At 68.9% G+C, this 15,639-nt stretch carries 16 protein-coding genes; 5 read left to right on the forward strand and 11 right to left on the reverse strand.

Translation table 11 applies throughout. The annotated features are described in order from the left end of the window. Nucleotides 1-12 precede the first annotated feature (12 nt). Nucleotides 13-666: a hypothetical protein gene (locus tag MW290_RS09195; protein ID WP_250194371.1), complete on the forward strand. Its 654-nt coding sequence runs from the start codon at nucleotides 13-15 to the stop codon at nucleotides 664-666. On the opposite strand, the gene MW290_RS09200 is transcribed toward MW290_RS09195, so the two are convergent. From MW290_RS09200 to msuE, 9 genes are all read right to left on the reverse strand, one after another. After that, entirely contained in the window at nucleotides 644-1,468 is an 825-nt protein-coding gene (locus MW290_RS09200) for an IclR family transcriptional regulator (protein WP_250194372.1), read from the reverse strand. The genes MW290_RS09195 and MW290_RS09200 overlap by 23 nt on opposite strands. Then, complete coding sequence (locus tag MW290_RS09205; protein ID WP_250194373.1) at nucleotides 1,465-2,043, reverse strand: FxDxF family PEP-CTERM protein; 579 nt, start codon at nucleotides 2,041-2,043, stop codon at nucleotides 1,465-1,467. Before MW290_RS09205 ends, MW290_RS09200 begins: the two co-directional genes overlap by 4 nt. A 35-nt stretch (nucleotides 2,044-2,078) precedes the next feature. After that, entirely contained in the window at nucleotides 2,079-3,608 is a 1,530-nt protein-coding gene (locus MW290_RS09210) for an alpha/beta hydrolase domain-containing protein (protein WP_250194374.1), read from the reverse strand. A gap of 546 nt (nucleotides 3,609-4,154) precedes the next feature. Continuing rightward, nucleotides 4,155-5,231 (reverse strand): YihY/virulence factor BrkB family protein, encoded by a 1,077-nt coding sequence (locus MW290_RS09215; protein WP_250194375.1) that lies wholly within the window; start codon nucleotides 5,229-5,231, stop codon nucleotides 4,155-4,157. Nucleotides 5,232-5,323: 92 nt separating this feature from the next. Continuing rightward, nucleotides 5,324-6,226 (reverse strand): ATP-binding cassette domain-containing protein, encoded by a 903-nt coding sequence (locus MW290_RS09220; RefSeq protein ID WP_250194376.1) that lies wholly within the window; start codon nucleotides 6,224-6,226, stop codon nucleotides 5,324-5,326. Nucleotides 6,227-6,238: 12 nt separating this feature from the next. Further along, nucleotides 6,239-7,015: an aliphatic sulfonate ABC transporter permease SsuC gene (gene ssuC, locus MW290_RS09225; protein ID WP_250194377.1), complete on the reverse strand. Its 777-nt coding sequence runs from the start codon at nucleotides 7,013-7,015 to the stop codon at nucleotides 6,239-6,241. Between the two features lies 1 nt (nucleotide 7,016). Beyond that, complete coding sequence (gene ssuD, locus MW290_RS09230; protein WP_250196634.1) at nucleotides 7,017-8,189, reverse strand: FMNH2-dependent alkanesulfonate monooxygenase; 1,173 nt, start codon at nucleotides 8,187-8,189, stop codon at nucleotides 7,017-7,019. A gap of 17 nt (nucleotides 8,190-8,206) precedes the next feature. Beyond that, nucleotides 8,207-9,160: a sulfonate ABC transporter substrate-binding protein gene (locus MW290_RS09235; RefSeq protein WP_250194378.1), complete on the reverse strand. Its 954-nt coding sequence runs from the start codon at nucleotides 9,158-9,160 to the stop codon at nucleotides 8,207-8,209. Beyond that, nucleotides 9,160-9,732 carry an FMN reductase gene (gene msuE / locus MW290_RS09240; protein WP_250194379.1) on the reverse strand — a complete coding sequence of 191 codons (573 nt, stop codon included), beginning with the start codon at nucleotides 9,730-9,732 and terminating at the stop codon, nucleotides 9,160-9,162. Before msuE ends, MW290_RS09235 begins: the two co-directional genes overlap by 1 nt. Nucleotides 9,733-9,985: 253 nt before the next feature. Between msuE and MW290_RS09245 the strand changes: the two genes are divergently transcribed. From MW290_RS09245 to MW290_RS09260, 4 genes are all read left to right on the forward strand, one after another. Then, nucleotides 9,986-12,031, forward strand: a complete 2,046-nt coding sequence (locus MW290_RS09245; RefSeq protein WP_250194380.1) for a hypothetical protein — start codon at nucleotides 9,986-9,988, stop codon at nucleotides 12,029-12,031. 147 nt (nucleotides 12,032-12,178) lie between these two features. After that, nucleotides 12,179-12,397 carry a TOBE domain-containing protein gene (locus MW290_RS09250; protein WP_046113979.1) on the forward strand — a complete coding sequence of 73 codons (219 nt, stop codon included), beginning with the start codon at nucleotides 12,179-12,181 and terminating at the stop codon, nucleotides 12,395-12,397. Nucleotides 12,398-12,417: 20 nt separating this feature from the next. Next, nucleotides 12,418-13,029: an RBBP9/YdeN family alpha/beta hydrolase gene (locus MW290_RS09255; protein ID WP_250194381.1), complete on the forward strand. Its 612-nt coding sequence runs from the start codon at nucleotides 12,418-12,420 to the stop codon at nucleotides 13,027-13,029. A gap of 12 nt (nucleotides 13,030-13,041) precedes the next feature. Beyond that, nucleotides 13,042-13,695 carry a peroxiredoxin gene (locus MW290_RS09260; protein WP_250194382.1) on the forward strand — a complete coding sequence of 218 codons (654 nt, stop codon included), beginning with the start codon at nucleotides 13,042-13,044 and terminating at the stop codon, nucleotides 13,693-13,695. 16 nt (nucleotides 13,696-13,711) lie between these two features. On the opposite strand, the gene MW290_RS09265 is transcribed toward MW290_RS09260, so the two are convergent. Beyond that, the gene (locus MW290_RS09265; protein WP_250194383.1) at nucleotides 13,712-14,371 is read right to left on the reverse strand and encodes a glutathione S-transferase family protein; all 660 of its coding nucleotides are present in this window, start codon (nucleotides 14,369-14,371) and stop codon (nucleotides 13,712-13,714) included. Further along, nucleotides 14,352-15,569, reverse strand: coding sequence for a sigma-54 interaction domain-containing protein (locus MW290_RS09270; protein WP_375142836.1), 1,218 nt, complete (start codon nucleotides 15,567-15,569; stop codon nucleotides 14,352-14,354). The genes MW290_RS09265 and MW290_RS09270 overlap by 20 nt, the downstream gene beginning before the upstream one ends. Nucleotides 15,570-15,639: the final 70 nt, after the last annotated feature.

Consider the following 15,639-nt stretch of genomic DNA (forward strand, 5'->3'; position numbering starts at 1 on the left):
GAAAGGCATGCCGTGAAGCCCTTGCTGGCCACCACTTTCGCTGCGCTCACCCTGGGCAGCGCCACCGCCGCCCATGCGGGCGATCTGTACCTGGGCGCCGGTCTGCCGGGCCTGACGCTGGGCTATGCCCATCCGCTGGACGACCGCTTCACGCTGCGCGCCGACGTGAGCACGCTGGGCCGGCTGGACTGGGACCGGTCCAAATCGGGCGTGGACTACGACGGCCGCGTGCAGGTGGACCGGCTGGCCTTCTTCGGCGACTGGTACGTGCACCGCAACTTCCGGCTGACGGCGGGGCTGACGGTCAACGAGGCCCGGGCTCGCCTCACCGGCCGTGCCGACGGCGCCACCATCACCATCGGCGACCGCACCTACGTGGCCGGCCCCGACGACCGGCTGGACGTGCGGGTGAAGTACCCCACCGTGATGCCCTACCTGGGCATCGGCTTCGGCAAGCCGCCGCAGGCGGTGGGCGGCTGGGGCGTCATGGTCGACCTGGGCCTGGCCTTCGGCAAGCCCAAGGTCACCGGCCAGGTGCGCGGCCCGCTGCTCAGCAACACCGTGGCGCAGGAAGACGTGGACCGCGAACTGGACGACATCCGTGACGATGTGGAACGCCTGCGCGGCATTCCGCAGATCGGCGTCAGCGTGATCTACCGGTTCTAGGTTCGCCGCCGCGCTGCACTGCGTGCCGCACTTCCTCGGCGGCGGCGCGCAGGCGCTGGCCCAGCGTGGCCATCTCGGCCCCGCCCAGCGCGCTGCTGGCGGTGCCGCAGCTCAGCGCCATCGGGGCCAGGCCGGCGCCCAGCTGCAGCGGCACCGCCACCGCGCTGACGCCGCGCTCCCAATCCTCGGTGGAGCGGGTGAAGCCTTCGGCCGCGTGGGCCTGCAAGGCCTGCCGCAGGCCCTGCAGCTCGGCCTCGGGCCGCGCGGCCTGCTGCAACTGCTGCAGCAGCCGTTGCTGCTCGGCCGGCTCCAGCCCGGCCACCAGCGCGCGGCCGGCGGCGGTGGGTGCCAGCGGCAGCCGGGCGCCCACATCCAGCCCCAGCACCGAGCGCGCCTGCGGCGCCCGGCAATGGCCCACGTACACCACTTCCAGGCCATGGCGCACGCACAGCGCCACCTGCACGCCGGCCTCGTCGGCCAGCGCCTGCATGGTGGGCCGCGCGATGCGGGCGATGTCATAGCGGCCCAGCATGCTGAAGCCGAGCGCGATCACGCCCGCGTCCAGCCCGTACTGGCCGATGCCCGGGCCCGTCTTCAGGCAGCCCAGCATCTTCAGCGTGTAGGCCAGCCGGCTGACGGTGGAAGGAGGCAGGCCGGTGCGCCGTGCGATCTCGCGGTGGCCCAGCCACAGGTCGTCAGGGCCGAAGCAGCGCAGCACCTCCAGCCCGCGCGCCAGCGCGGTGACGAAGCGCCGGTCGCGCGGCGCTTCGCCTTCCACCCCGGCAGGCAGCCGGGCGTTCACGCCTCGCGCTGCGAGCGCCGGCGGCGCGTGGCGATGCCGCCCACCACCGCGGCCCCGGCCAGCAGCAGGGCTGCCGACGCGGGCTCGGGCACCGCGGCCACGGCCGAGCTGAGCTGGTAAGCCCCGCCGGCCGTGCCCGCGGCCAGGCCGGTGACCAGGTAGTAGTAGCGGCCCTGGCCCACGGTGGCCTGCATCGACAGCTCACCGGTGGTGCCGTTGAAGGCGCTGTCGGTGCCGATCAGCGCTTCGTCGCCGCTTTCGGGCGTGCCGTCGGGGTCGGCATACAGCCCGTACACGCCGCCGATGATCGAGTAGACGGCATTGCCGCCCAGCATCAGCTCGTTGGCCACCACGGTGCTGGCAATGGTCCAGCTGCCCGCGCCCAGGCTGAAGGCATAGGCATCGTTGAAGAAGCTGCCTTCCGGCCCGGGGTTGGCCTGGGCCAGCCGGGCGGGGCCGTGGTTGCCCCAGTCGACGGACAGGTCCACCGCATGGGCGCTGGTGGCCGCTGCCAGCGCGCAGGCGGCCAGGCCGGCCGCGGCCAGCCCGCGGCGCAGGTTCAGTTGTCTAGGCATCTTGTGTCTCCTCTTGGCTGGTGGGGTGCGGCGGTTCAGGGAATCTGCGATTGCGCGGCTTCGCGCTGCAGCTTCAGCCCGTCGGCCGGTGTGAGGAAGCGGTCGCGCACCAGGCGGTTCACGCTGTCCTTGACCTTGCCCACGTAGTCGCCGTGGTTCAGGTAGAGCTGGTTCAGCCGGGCATCGTCGAACGGGATCTCATGGCCCGCGATGAAGCAGAAGCTGGCGCCGGTGGAGGTGCCGTTCCAGGTGCTGGTGGGCACGTCCAGCAGCGGGCTGCGCACGCCGCCGGTGACGTTGCCGAACACGTCCAGCACCGGCTTGCCGTCCACCACGTTGATGGGCTCGGCCTTCGGCGGCGGCAGGCCGCGGCGCAGCCACAGGTCCATGTTCTGGAACGCGGCATTGAAGTGGATGCTGGACGGGAAGCGGCTGCGCGGCCCCTCGTTGCACGACATCGGCGGCACGCTGCGGCCGGCCTTGACGATGTCCTCGGGCTTGGCGGCGCTGTACAGCTCGTCGGGCGTGGCGTGGCCCATGCCGGCCATCTCGTAGTGGCGGAAGCGGTCGGCCGGCGCATCGCTGTCGGGCCGGCGCGAGGCGATGCCGGTGAGGTAGTCCGACTGCGACATGATGTGGATGATGGGCACGCCCACGTTGCTGAACTGCCGCCGAGGGTCGGGCACCAGGGGCGCCGGCTTGCACTGGTTGATCGGGTACAACCCCGCGAAGGCACCGCCGGCCACGGCCACGATGTACGCGTCGTACAGCGGCCGGCCGCCATTGCGCGCGGTTTCCAGCGGGTGGATGCCGTTGATGTAGTTGTACAGGTAGCCGCCGGTCTGCGAGTAGCCGAAGCCGATCAGGTGCTGCACGTTGAAGCCGGCCGCGGCCCGCAGCGGGTTGCGCGGGTCCTGGCTCTTCATCCAGGCGCCGGTCTGGCTGATGATGTCCCAGGCCAGGCCGTTCTCGGTGGTGCGCGACGAATCGGCCGGCACGGTGGCGCAGTTGCGCGGGTCGTCCAGCGGCAGCGGGTTGGCGAAGTTCAGCGGCCCGTAGCGCACGGGGTCGAAGTTCTTCAGCGCCACCACCGACACCGGCTTGACGGTGACGCCCACCCACACGTCGCCATTGCGCACGAAGTGCTCGCCCGACAGGCCCCAGCCGATGTTGAGGTCGAACAGGTTGCTGGGATTGAGCGGCTCCACGATGACGTTGCCGCTGAACTTCTTCGGGTTGATGGGCCGGCGCACCAGCACGCGGGTGGTGTAGGGCGCATCGGCGGTGCGCACCACGGCCGGGCCGGGCGCGGGCCATTCGTACACATTGGCCTGGCCGCTGATGAGGTACTCCTCCTCCACATAGCCGAGCTTGGCCAGATCCTGCGCGCGCAGGGTGTAGGCCGCGCCGCCGAAGGGGTGGGATTGCGCCGTGGTGGGCAAGGGACCGGTGACCGTGGGAACGGGCGTGGCGGCCTGGGTGGCAGGGCTGGACAGCCCCGCGGCCAGGGCCGCGGCGGCCGCGGCAAGGGTGAGCCTGCCTGGCCTGGAAACATCGCTGGGCATCTTCGTCTCCGTTCGTTGTTGTTACTACTGCTTTCGAACCCGCGCGAACTGCTTTCGTTTGCATTCGTTTCGCAGGGTCGATGGTTTGTAGTCACCGGGGGCGTGCGGGGCAAGGCGGTGTTTTCCTGGGTGCACCGCTGTGCGGAACGGGTTTGCAGCTTGGCGGGGTTGTCTGTGCTGGTTTGTTCGGCCGCCGTGCGGTGGGCGGGGGGCGGCGGTGCTCATGCTGGGGCGGTCGGCCCTGCGGGCCGACTGCGCTGCGGTGCTCGCGTCGAGGTCGCGCGGCGGAACTCGCTACGTTCGCTTTCGCTCACTGCGCTCGAACAACTGCCGCGAGTCAGTTCACGAAGCGCGCTGGCGCGCGCCGACCTCGCCGCTGCGCTCCTCGCCGCCCCAGAAATCGCCCCTCCGCCCCCCGCCCACCCCACGGCTCGGACTGGCTGGTGCCAGCCCTTTGCAGGCTCGGCTTGGAAACCATGCAGCGCTACGGGCCCGCCCGCACGGACCTGCGGAAACCAGCACCCACCCCGCGCAGGGTGTTCCTCATCAACCGCGCCCCTGCGCCCCCGCCGTCGTATGCACCTGCCGCTCCGCCGGCGCATCCTCGGCCAGCAATTGCGACACCGACGACGTCGGCCGCACCTGCCCGCGCCGCGAGCCGAATTCGTGGGCGTACACCCAGGTCAGCTCCGCGCCCATCAGGAAGATCTGCGCCGAGTAGTACACCCACACCAGCAGCACCACGATGGAGCTGGCCGCGCCAAAGCCCGAGACCACGCCGCTCTTGCCGATGTACAGGCCGATCAGCAGCTTGCCCACCGAGAACAGCAAGGAGGTGAGCGCCGCGCCCACCCACACGTCGTGCCATTGGATGCGCACCCGCGGCATGAACTTGTAGATCATCGCGAAGGCCACCGTCACCACGCCATAGCTGATGAAGAAGTTGATGAGCTGACCCACCACCTCGTAGCCCGCCGGTGCCGTCCATGAGCCCCAGGCCGCCACCGCCGCGTTGATGGCCAGCGACACCAGCAGCAGGAAGCCGATGGCCAGCACCATGCCGAAGGACAGCACCCGCGCGCGTATCAGCGACCAGATGCCGCTGCTCTGCGGCCGCGCCGGCGCGCGCCAGATGCGGTCCAGGTCGTTCTGCAGCTCGGCGAACACCGTGGTGGCGCCGATGGCCAGCACCACCATGCCGATGAGGGTGCCCAGGATGCCCTTGGAGGGCTGGCCCATGCTCTGCACCAGACCCTCCACCGCGGCGGCACCGTCGGCGCCCATCATGCCGCGCAGCTGCTCGAACACCTGGCCGCGCGCGGCCTCGGCGTCGAACACCATGCTGACGATGGCCAGCACGATCAGCAGCAGCGGTGCCACCGAGAACAGCGTGTAGTAGGCCAGCGCCGCCCCCATGCTGGAGGCGTTGTCGTCCACCCAGGCATTCACCGCGTCCTTCACCAGCTTGACGATGCGGCGCGACAGCGGCACCGGCGGGTCCATCGGCGGCGGCACCTGGGCTGCCGCCTGTTCGGCGCTGGGCGCATGGCCGGCGGCCACCCGCATCGGGTCGGTGATCGGCGGGCGGGATGAAGCGGTCAGGGTCTGCGAAACGGGCGGCATGGGGAGTCCTCGAGCTTGCGCTCGATCATCCCCATGGCGCCGGCCGCATCAAGGGTGCGGCATGCCGTCCGCTTGTCGGCGGCGGCCGACAGCTACACCGCGAAGCGCCAGCGCTGCTGGTCGATGGGCGCCTCGGGCTCGGCCGCCGGCTGCTGCAGCACCCGCTGCAGGATCTGCGACTCATGGCGGGCGAAGGCCGGCTCGCCATGCTGCCGCGGCCGTGGCAGCGTGATGCGTTGGTCCAGCGTCACGCGCTGGTCCTCGATCAGCAGCACACGGTCGGCCAGGGCCACGGCCTCGGCCACGTCGTGCGTCACCAGCAGCGCGGTGAAGCCATGGCGCTGCCACAGGCTCTCGATCAGGCGGTGCATCTCGATGCGGGTCAACGCATCCAGCGCGCCCAGCGGCTCATCCAGCAGCAGCAGCCGCGGCGCATGCACCAGCGCGCGTGCCAGGGCCACGCGCTGGCGCTGGCCCCCTGACAGCACCGCCGGCCATTCGTTCGCACGGTCGGCCAGCCCCACCTGGGCCAGCGCCTCCAGCGCACGCTCGCGGCGGTCGGGGCCCGTGAGGCCCAGCGCGATGTTGTCGATCACCCGCTTCCAGGGCAGCAGCCGCGCGTCCTGGAACATGATGCGGATCTCGGCCTGGTGCGTGGACAGCGCGGCGCCCTGGGCATCGGCGATCTGGCCGCTGCTGGGTTGCTCGAGCTGCGCCAGCAGCCGCAGCAGCGTGCTCTTGCCGCAGCCGCTGCGGCCCACGATGGCCACGAATTCGCCCGGGCGGATGTCGAGGTCGATGTCGTGCAGCACCGTGCGCTCGCCATAGCGCTTGCCCACGCCGCGCAACTGCACGTCCAGTCCGCGGGGCGCGCTGGGCACGCTGCGCCGCAGTGGCGCGGGGGCGGCCTGCGGCCGCGCCGTGGCCGGGTGTTCCAGCGCGGCCGTGCCGTCGATGTCGAACAGGAAGGGGTGCACCATCGTCGTCGTTCTCATGGGTCCGCCCGGTCAGGCGGGTTGGTAGCCGGGGTGCCAGCGCAGCCACCAGCGCTCCAGGCCCTTGGCCAGCAGGTCGGCCAGCTTGCCCAGCAGCGCATACAGCAGGATGCCCACCAGCACCACGTCGGTCTGCAAAAACTCGCGGGCGTTCATCGTCAGGTAGCCGATGCCGGCCTGGGCGGAGATGGTCTCGGCCACGATCAGCAGCACCCAGGTCAGGCCCAGGCTGAAGCGCACGCCCACCAGGATGGAGGGCAGCGCGCCCGGCAGGATGACTTGCCTATACAACTGCCAGCCGCGCAGGCCGTAGCTGCGGGCCATCTCGATCAGCCCCTTGTCCACCGAGCGGATGCCGTGGAAGGTGTTGAGGTAGATCGGGAAGAACACCCCGAGCGACACCAGGAACAGCTTGGCCGTCTCGTCGATGCCGAACCACAGGATGACCAGTGGAATCAGCGCCAGCGCCGGGATATTGCGCACCATCTGCAGCGTGGAGTCCAGCAGCGTCTCGGCCGCCTTGAAGCTGCCGGTGAGCAGGCCCAGCAGCAGCCCCAGGCCGCCGCCGATGGCAAAGCCCAGCGCGGCGCGGCGGGTGCTGACGGCCACGTGGGTCCACAGCTCGCCCGACTGGGCCAGGCTGAAGAAGGCCTTGACCACCGCCAGCGGCTCGGGCAGTACGCGGGTGGACAGCCAGCCCAGCGACGAGGCCGCCTGCCAGCCCAGGATCACCAGCACCGGCACCACCCAGGGCGCGGCGCTGCGCAGCGAACGTGAAGCGGCCGCCATGTCAGCTCGCCGAGGCCGCGCGCGGCACGATGCTGTTGGCGACGATCTCGCCGAACGGGCCGGTGAGCTGCGGCTGCACCAGCTTCTGGCGCAGTTGCAGCGGCAGCAGCGGGAACACCAGCTCGGCGAAGCGGTAGGCCTCTTCCAGGTGGGGGTAGCCCGACAGCACGAAGTACTCCAGCCCCAGGTCGGCGTACTCCTTGATCAGCGCCGCCACCTGCTGCGGGTTGCCCACCAGCGCGGTGCCGGCACCACCACGCACCAGGCCCACGCCGGCCCACAGATGCGGATACACCTCCAGACCCTTGCGGATGTCGGTCGGGTCGAACTGGCCGCCGTGCAGCGCGGCCATGCGGCGTTGGCCTTCGCTGTCCATGCTGGCGAACTTCTTCTGTGCCGCGGCCACCGTGGCCGGGTCCAGGTGCTTGACCAGGTCGCGCGCGGCGGCCCAGGCTTCGTCCTCGGTCTCGCGCACGATCACGTGCAGCCGGATGCCGTAGGTCAGCTTGCGGCCATGGCGGGCGGCGCGTTCGCGGATGTCGGCCACCTTGGCGGCCACCGCGGCCGGCGGCTCGCCCCAGGTCAGGTAGGTGTCCAGCTGCTGCGCGGCCAGCTCATGCGCCTCGGGCGATGAACCGCCGAAGAAGAGAGGCGGGTAAGGCGCCTGCACCGGCGGGTACAGCAGCTTGGCGCCCTTGACGCGCAGGTGCTTGCCTTCGTGGTCGTAGGGCGTGCCGCTGTGGCTGCGCGCCAGCACCTCGCGCCAGATGGTCAGGAACTCGGTGGACAGCTCGTAGCGCTCGGCATGCGGCAGGAACAGGCCGTCGCCCTCCAGCTCCTCGGCGTCGCCGCCGGTCACCAGGTTGAGCAGCAGCCGCCCGCCCGACAGGCGGTCGAAGGTGGCGGCGATGCGGGCCTGCTGCACCGGCGTCATCAGCCCCGGCCGCAGCGCCACCAGGAACTTGAGCCGACGCGTCGCGTCGATCAGGCTGGAAGCCACCGTCCACGGGTCTTCGCAGGAGCGGCCGGTGGGAATGAGCACGCCTTCGTAGCCCAGCGTGTCGGCGGCCACCGCCACCTGCTTGAAGTAGTTGAAGTCGGCCTGGCGGCCGCCCTGGGCGGTGCCCAGGTAGCGGCTGTCGCCATGGGTGGGGATGAACCAGAGGATCTTCAGAGACATGACAGCAGTCTTCAGTTGGCGGCGGCCGGCAACGCATCGCTGATGCGCAGCGGCTTCGGGATCAGCTTGAGCGCATGGAAGACGTCGGCGATCTTCTGCTGCTCGGCGGCCACCGCAGGGGTGAGCGGCTGCACGCCGAACTGGTTGCGCTGCAGCGCTCGTTCGACGATCTCCACGTCCAGGCCCTGGATCGGCGCGATCAATTGCGCGGCCTGGGCGGTGTTGGCCTTCAGCCAGCGGCCCTGTTCCACGCTGTCCTCGAACAGCACGCGGATGACCTGCGGCTTTTTCTGCGCGTAGTTGCGCTCGGCCAGGTAGTAGGCGTAGTTGTTCACCAGGCCGCGGCCATCGGCCACGATGCGGGCGCCAGTCTGCTTTTCCACGGCGGCCAGGAAGGGGTCCCAGATCACCCAGGCATCGACCGCGCCCTTCTCGAAGGCGGCGCGGGCGTCGGCCGGCGGCAGGAACACGGGCTGGATGTCGGTGTACTGCAGGCCGGCTTTTTCCAGCGCGCGCACCAGCAGGTAGTGCACGTTGCTGCCCTTGTTCAGCGCCACCTTCTTGCCGCGCAGGTCGGCCACGGTCTTGATGGCCGAGTCCTTGGGCACCACGATGGCCTCGGCCTGCGGCGCGGCCGGGTCGTTGCCCACGTACACGAAGCTGGCGCCCGCGGCCTGCGCGAAGATGGGCGGTGCTTCACCCACGTAGCCCACGTCGATGGCGCCGACGTTCAGGCCTTCCAGCAGCTGCGGGCCGGCGGGAAATTCCATCCACTTCACGGCCACACCCAGCGGCGCCAGCTTCTTTTCCAGCGTGCCCTGCGCCTTTTGCAGCGTGAGCAGGCTGGCCGACTTCTGGAAGCCGATGCGCAGCACCTCGCCGCCTTGCGCAGCGGCGGTGCCCAGCGCCAGGGCCAGCGTGGTGGCCAGGCCCAGCCGGGCCAGGGTGCGGCGGGTGGTGTTCATCAGGCGGCCTCGCGGAGCACGTCTTGCGCGGGGGCGCGGGCGGCCAGCAGCGCTTGCGCCTGCTGCACCGCTTCATCGATGCGGGCCTGCAGCGCGGTGCTGTTGAGCGTGTAGCCGTCGAAGTCGGCCTCCGCGGCGTATACCGCCGAAGGCACGGTCAGTGCGCGGAAGAAGCCGAACAGCGGCCGCAGCTGGTGGTCCACCACCAGCGCATGGCGGTCGCTGCCACCGTTGGCGGCCAGCAGCACCGGGCGGCCCACCAGCGCATCGGGCGGCACCAGGTCGAACAGGTGCTTGAAGAGGCCGGTGTACGAACCCTTGTAGACGGGCGTCACCGCCACCAGCAGGTCGGCGCTGGCAATGGCGCGCAGCGCGGCGGCGGCTTCGTCGGGCAAGCCTTGCGGCGTCAGGGCCGGGCCGATCTGCGGCGCCAGCTTCCAGATTTCCACCGTCTGCACGGTGACGGGCAGGGCGGCCGACAGGCCATCGGCAATGGCCTGGGCCAGCACCTTGGTGCGGGAACGTTCACCGGTATTGCCGATGACGACGGTGATGCGGTGGGGTGTAGTCATAAGGGCGCAAGGCTAGGCAGCCCGCGGCCCGCGGCCAACGAAGGTTTCCGCAGGTCGATCCTTGGGAACCGTCTTACTGGGCGCTCGTGGCACCTGCCTCTAGCGCGGCTTCGATAGGTCTTTGGCGCATAGGTCCCTCATCACATGGGAGGGTGTCGGCCTTGCTGCACCCGCTTAGGCTGCACGCGTTGGGCAGGCGTGGCGGCAGGGCTGCCACTTGTGGCTGATCTGATCATTTGAAGGAGCGGCTGTCATGACTCGACTCATCGATTGCATTCTTCCGACCTGGGCTCTGCTGTGCTTGTTCCTGCTCAGTGGCTGTACTTCCGTCGCACCATATCGGAACCACTTCTCGACGGCTGAAGAGGAAGCCACCTTGTCCGCGCCGTGCGTCAAGGTTGAGCGAGACGCCAGTGGCGTTGAGCGCGAGGTCGAACTGCGCGCACAGATCGCGACCGAACGGTTGCCCTGCTACAAGCAGTCGATCGAGGTGACGAAGGAATATCGATTGTTCTTCGTCGAGTTCGACGAACAAGGGCGCTACCACGATCGCCGGCAGATGGAGCAGTTGTTCGAGTACTTGAAGAAGGTTCGCGTCGAATCAACTCGTTCCAAAGCCGACTGTCCCGGTTCAGGTGCGGGTGTGGGAACTGGCCTGAGCATCGTCACTTTTGTGCACGGCTGGAGGCACAACGCACGCTACGACGACGAGCACCTGAACCTGGCTCGCAAGGTCTTGCGCTACACCTACCAAGGTGAGCAGTCCAAGCCGCACTACAACCCCGCCGATTGCCCAAGAGACGTCGTGGGCATCTTCGTCGGATGGCGCGGGTTGTCCACGACAGTGACGGACGCGCCACGTGGCGCCCTCAGAAGCATTCTTGAGCCATGGGAGTGGATGTCTGTCTGGGATCGGAAGAACACGGCGCAGAACGTGGCAGTGGGCTCGGTGCGCGAACTCCTCGGAACGATTCGGGCCTACCAACAAACGCGAAATGAGGACGAGAAGACCCGGTGTGCTTTCAAGGAATTGGTGAACGCACCGGTTCAGGCCGGCGCCGTGCACAGTGAGGTTTTCCAATGTTTGGCTGTACGCCACCTGATCGTGGGGCATTCGTACGGCGCTCTCATCGTGCACAACGCTGTTTCACAGCAATTGGTGGAGAGTGTGACCCGGGGTCGCTTCGAAGTCCCCAACGACGTGACATGCCAGGTGGTGCCGGGCGATCCTTCGAGTGGCCGGGCGCTGGTCCAAGGGTATGCCGATCTCATCATCCTGCTGAATCCTGCCGTTGAGGGCGCGAGGTATGAACCGCTGTATGAGGCGATCGCCCAGCGGGCTGGAAGAGATCAAGGCGCTGATGGTTTTTGTCCGAATCAAAAGCCAGTCATGGTGGTTTTGACTTCGCTGAATGATTTCGCAACCCGCCAGGCCTTCCGTGCGGTGCGGTTCGTGGGCACCTTCTTTGAGAGCAACAGCCCCTACAACGACCGACTCACGGCAGAAGAGCGTGCATACATCGCGGCCGAGGAAGGGCGCAGCAGTCTACGGACATTGGGACATAACCCAAGGTACAACACGCACGAGCTGCTTGGCTGGAAGGAGTATCTGGCTCAACAGTCGCACGACGCCCGTTTCCTTCGTGATCTCGACGATGAAGAATCGCAGCGGCAGGCAACCGCCAGGTTGACGGGGATCCCGGTACGCTCAGTCCAGGCGCAGGTCGAGTTCGAAAGAATGCGTGCGAGTAGCCTTCAAGCACTGACGGTGCGCGCTGAACATGCCGCTTCGATTCGTGCCAACTGTCCGGCCGGTAAGGATTCGCCGCCCCGATGGCAGATGTTTTGCCCGAGTTCCGATGTCCTTTCGGCTCGGGACCAGGACACACGCGTCAACGGGGCGATGGTCGACAGCAACCTGGCCCATCGGCTGCCTCGGCGCGGTGGTTCCAGGCTGGCGGAGAGCGGATGGAGCATGGGCTTTCTTGGCGGCTCGGTGCTAAGCCATCTCCCGTACTACATGCCGGACTACAACGAGCCAGCGCATGCCGTGTTGCTCGAGAAGCAACAAGTGCCCGAGTACCACTCGGCACGAACGCCGATATGGAACGTCATCGTCCGAGACGACAAGATCATGGATGGCCATGGCGACATCGCCGGCTCCACGCTGGTCGATCTGCTCGCGCAGCTGTACCGGTCTGTCACGCTCAGCAGCTTTGACAAAACGGTGCTCGAGAGACTGATTGCCCTATCGGAATGCCAGTTGAAGCAGTGCTCAGCCGCCACGTCGAATGATTGAGCGCCGATGGATTCAGCCATCCCCACGCGGCACCGGACCAGCATCATCGCTGCACGCATGTCAAGCTGCAAAAGCCTTCGTTGGCCGACTAAGCGCGGCGGCCTACGCTGACCTGCATCCGCTGCCCCTGCAGCTTGAAGGAAGAGCATGAGCATCAACGCCATCAACGTGCGCAATCAGTTCCGCGGCAAGGTCCGCGAAGTGATCGAAGGCCCGGTCGTGTCCGAAGTGGACGTCGAAACCGCCGGCGGCCTGATCGTCACCTCGGTCATCACCACCCGTTCGGTCAAGGAACTGGGCATCGTGCCCGGCAAGGAAGTGATCGCGCTGGTGAAGTCGACCGAGGTGTCGATCGCCACGCTGTGACGCCGTAGCAGGACCTACTGATGGTGCCCGCCTTCGTCACCCGCCATCCGCGCAACGCGCCGCGCCTGTTGATCGTGCCGGGCTTGCACGACAGCGGGCCTGCGCATTGGCAAAGCTGGCTGCAACAGGGCGACCGCCGCGCCGTGCGGGTGGTGCAGCGCGACTGGACGCTGCCCGACCTGGACCGCTGGGCCTCGCGCATCGACAGCACGCTGGAGCGTGCCGGCGCCGGCCCGTGGATCGCGGTGGCGCACAGCTTCGGCTGCCTGGCCGTGGCCCGCCACCTGGCGCTGCAGCCCGATTCGCCCATCGCCGCCGCGCTGCTGGTGGCGCCGGCCGACCCCGACAAGTTTGGTGTGGCCTCGCTGCTGCCCACGCAGCCGCTGGGCTTGCCCAGCACCATGCTGATCAGCGAGACCGACCCCTGGATGAGCGCCAGCCATGCGCGCCGCCTGGCCCAACGCTGGGGCAGCTCCACCATCAACCTCGGTAATGCCGGGCACATCAACACCGAGGCGGGTTTCGGCCCGCTGCCGCTGGCCCGCCGCTGGGTGACCACCATGAGCCAGCGGCTGGAACGCACCCACCGCCCTGACCGCGCGGCCTTTGCCGAATGGTCGTTCGCACTTTGAGAAGGAGCCCCCATGCCCACCTTGAGACTTGGCGACACCGCCCCCGACTTCGAGCAGGCCTCCAGCGCCGGCCCCATCCGCTTCCATGAATGGCTGGGCGACAGCTGGGGCGTGCTGTTTTCGCACCCCGCCGACTTCACGCCGGTGTGCACCACCGAGCTGGGCCTGACGGCCAAGCTGAAGGATGAATTCGCCAAGCGCAACGTGAAGGTGATCGCGCTGTCGGTCGACCCGGTGGACAAGCACGGCCAGTGGATCGAGGACATCAACCGCACGCAGCACACGCAGGTCAACTTTCCCATCATCGCGGATGCCGACCGCAAGGTGAGCGAACTGTACGACCTGATCCACCCCAACGCCAGCGCCACGGCCACGGTGCGCTCGCTGTTCGTCATCGACCCGGCCAAGAAGGTGCGGCTGGTGATCACCTACCCGGCCAGCACCGGCCGCAACTTCGACGAGATCCTGCGCGTGATCGACTCGCTGCAGCTGACCGACCACCACAGCGTGGCCACGCCGGGCAACTGGAAGCAGGGCGACGACGTGGTGATCGTGCCTTCGCTGCAGGACCCGGAAGTGATCGCCCAGAAGTTCCCCAAGGGCTACACCGCAGTGACGCCCTACCTGCGGCTGACGCCGCAGCCTGAAGCTTCCATCAAGCGCTGAACGCCGCCGGCGACGTTCAGCCGCCGGCTTCTTCCAGGGCCCGCCGCGTGGCGGGCCGCTGGGCGATCAGCGCGTGGTGGGCCCTCAGGCGCGGGAAGGCCTGCACGTCCACGCCATCACCTTCCAGCCAGCCGGTGATGGTGAACAGGTAGGCATCGGCCACGCTGTAGCGCGCGCCCAGTACATAAGGTCCTTGCTCGGCCGTGGCCGCCAGCCAGGCTTCCAGCTGCTGCGCGCAGGCCGTCATCGTCTGCGGCACCTTGGCCTTCATCGCCTCGATGGCGGCGGCGTCGTCGGCCCAGCGCGCGCCGCGCCGCTTGTGCGCATGCGCCACGTGCACGGTGGAGGCCAGGTAGGCCGACAGCTCGTTCAGGCGCGCCAGCGCGAAAGCATCGTCCAGCGGCGCCAGACCGGCCTGCGGATGGGTCTGCGCAATGAACAGCAGCAGCGCCGGCACTTCGGTGAGCACGCCTTGCGGCGTGGCCAGCGCCGGCACCCGGCCCTTGGGGTTGAGCGCGAGGTACTCGGGGCTTTGCTGCTGCTGCTGCGTGAAGTCCAGCTTCACCAGCCGGAAGGTGGCTTGCGCTTCATGCAGCGCGATGTGCACGGCCTGCGCGCAGGTGCCTGGCGCGGTGTAGAAGGTCCAGCCAGCGGAATCAGGGGTGAGGTTGCTCATGGCGAAGTGCTCCAGGTGACATCGGGCCGCGCACCGTGGCGGCGGCTTGGCTCATCTTGGCATGGTCGTCGGTCTCGGCGGGCAGCACATCGTCGCCGGGGTGGGGCAAGGCATCCACCAGCAGGCCGTGGCGCTTGAGCAAGGTGCGCAAGGTGTTGCGCGTCACCCCCAGCAGCCGTGCGCTGCGCACCTGGTTCTCGTTGCAGGCCTCGTAGGCGCAGCGCACCAGCGTCTCTTCCACCAGCGGGTACAGCGCCGGTGTGCGCTCGGCCAGCAAGGTGTCGAACAGCGCGGCCAGCCGCTCTTGGGCATCAGGCGGCGCATCCAGCGGCGGCAGCTGGGCCGGGGCCGGCCGGCCGCCAGCGGACGCGGTCATCGCGGGGCCCACCAGCCGCAGGTCCTCGCGGCGCACCAGGCCGTCGCGGCAGACGATGAGCGCGAAGTGCACCACGTTCTCCAGCTCGCGGATGTTGCCGGGCCAGGCGTGCTGCAGCAGCGCGGCTTGCGCCTCGGGCGCCAGGCGCGCATGGGCCAGGCCCAGCTTGGGCCCGTAGACGCCGATGAAGTGGCGCGCCAGCGGCAGGATGTCGCCCTGCCGCTCGCGCAGCGGCGGCAGCGCCAGCGGTGCCACGTTCAGGCGGTAGTACAGGTCGGCGCGGAAGTGCTGCGCCTGCACCGCGCGCTGCAGGTCGACGTTGGTGGCGGCCACCAGCCGCACATCCAGCGCCACCGGCCGGCGCGCGCCCAGGCGCACCACCTGCCGTTCCTGTAGCACGCGCAGCAGCTTGACCTGCAGTGCCAGCGGCAGGTCGCCGATCTCGTCGAGGAACAGCGTGCCGCCGTTGGCGGCCTCGAACCAGCCGGCGCGGGCACCGGCGGCGCCGGTATAGGCGCCTGCCTCGTGGCCGAACAGCTCGGCATCGATCAGCTGTTCGCTGAAGGCGCCACAGTTCACCGCCACGAAGGGACCGCTGCGGCCGCTGAGCTGGTGCACATGGCGGGCCACCAGCTCCTTGCCGGTGCCGGTTTCACCCACCAGCAGCACGGTGGCTTCGGTGCGGGCCAGGCGCTCGATCTGGTGCAGCAGCGCCAGCGAGCGCGGGTCGTGGAACAACAAGGCCTTGGCGCGGATGCTCAGGGCCAGGGCCAGGGCCGGGGAGTCGGGCAGGGTCAGCAGATGGGCGGTCACGGCGGCCAGCCTACGGGCCGGGGCGCCGACTGCGAACGAAGCGCTGCGGCTATGCAAACGCGGCGGGCGCATATGCGGT

Origin of the sequence: Aquincola tertiaricarbonis (assembly GCF_023573145.1) — a bacterium.
Taxonomy (GTDB): Bacteria; Pseudomonadota; Gammaproteobacteria; order Burkholderiales; family Burkholderiaceae_C; genus Aquincola; species Aquincola tertiaricarbonis_B.

What these genes read in the sequence shown, in the direction of transcription:
- MW290_RS09205 (WP_250194373.1), bottom strand. Translation starts at nt 2,043, where the DNA reads ATGCCTAGACAACTGAACCTGCGCCGCGGGCTGGCCGCGGCCGGCCTG.
- MW290_RS09210 (WP_250194374.1), bottom strand. Translation starts at nt 3,608, where the DNA reads ATGCCCAGCGATGTTTCCAGGCCAGGCAGGCTCACCCTTGCCGCGGCC.
- MW290_RS09215 (WP_250194375.1), bottom strand. Translation starts at nt 5,231, where the DNA reads ATGCCGCCCGTTTCGCAGACCCTGACCGCTTCATCCCGCCCGCCGATC.
- MW290_RS09220 (WP_250194376.1), bottom strand. Translation starts at nt 6,226, where the DNA reads ATGAGAACGACGACGATGGTGCACCCCTTCCTGTTCGACATCGACGGC.
- ssuC (WP_250194377.1), bottom strand. Translation starts at nt 7,015, where the DNA reads ATGGCGGCCGCTTCACGTTCGCTGCGCAGCGCCGCGCCCTGGGTGGTG.
- MW290_RS09235 (WP_250194378.1), bottom strand. Translation starts at nt 9,160, where the DNA reads ATGAACACCACCCGCCGCACCCTGGCCCGGCTGGGCCTGGCCACCACG.
- msuE (WP_250194379.1), bottom strand. Translation starts at nt 9,732, where the DNA reads ATGACTACACCCCACCGCATCACCGTCGTCATCGGCAATACCGGTGAA.
- MW290_RS09245 (WP_250194380.1), top strand. Translation starts at nt 9,986, where the DNA reads ATGACTCGACTCATCGATTGCATTCTTCCGACCTGGGCTCTGCTGTGC.
- MW290_RS09250 (WP_046113979.1), top strand. Translation starts at nt 12,179, where the DNA reads ATGAGCATCAACGCCATCAACGTGCGCAATCAGTTCCGCGGCAAGGTC.
- MW290_RS09255 (WP_250194381.1), top strand. Translation starts at nt 12,418, where the DNA reads ATGGTGCCCGCCTTCGTCACCCGCCATCCGCGCAACGCGCCGCGCCTG.
- MW290_RS09260 (WP_250194382.1), top strand. Translation starts at nt 13,042, where the DNA reads ATGCCCACCTTGAGACTTGGCGACACCGCCCCCGACTTCGAGCAGGCC.
- MW290_RS09265 (WP_250194383.1), bottom strand. Translation starts at nt 14,371, where the DNA reads ATGAGCAACCTCACCCCTGATTCCGCTGGCTGGACCTTCTACACCGCG.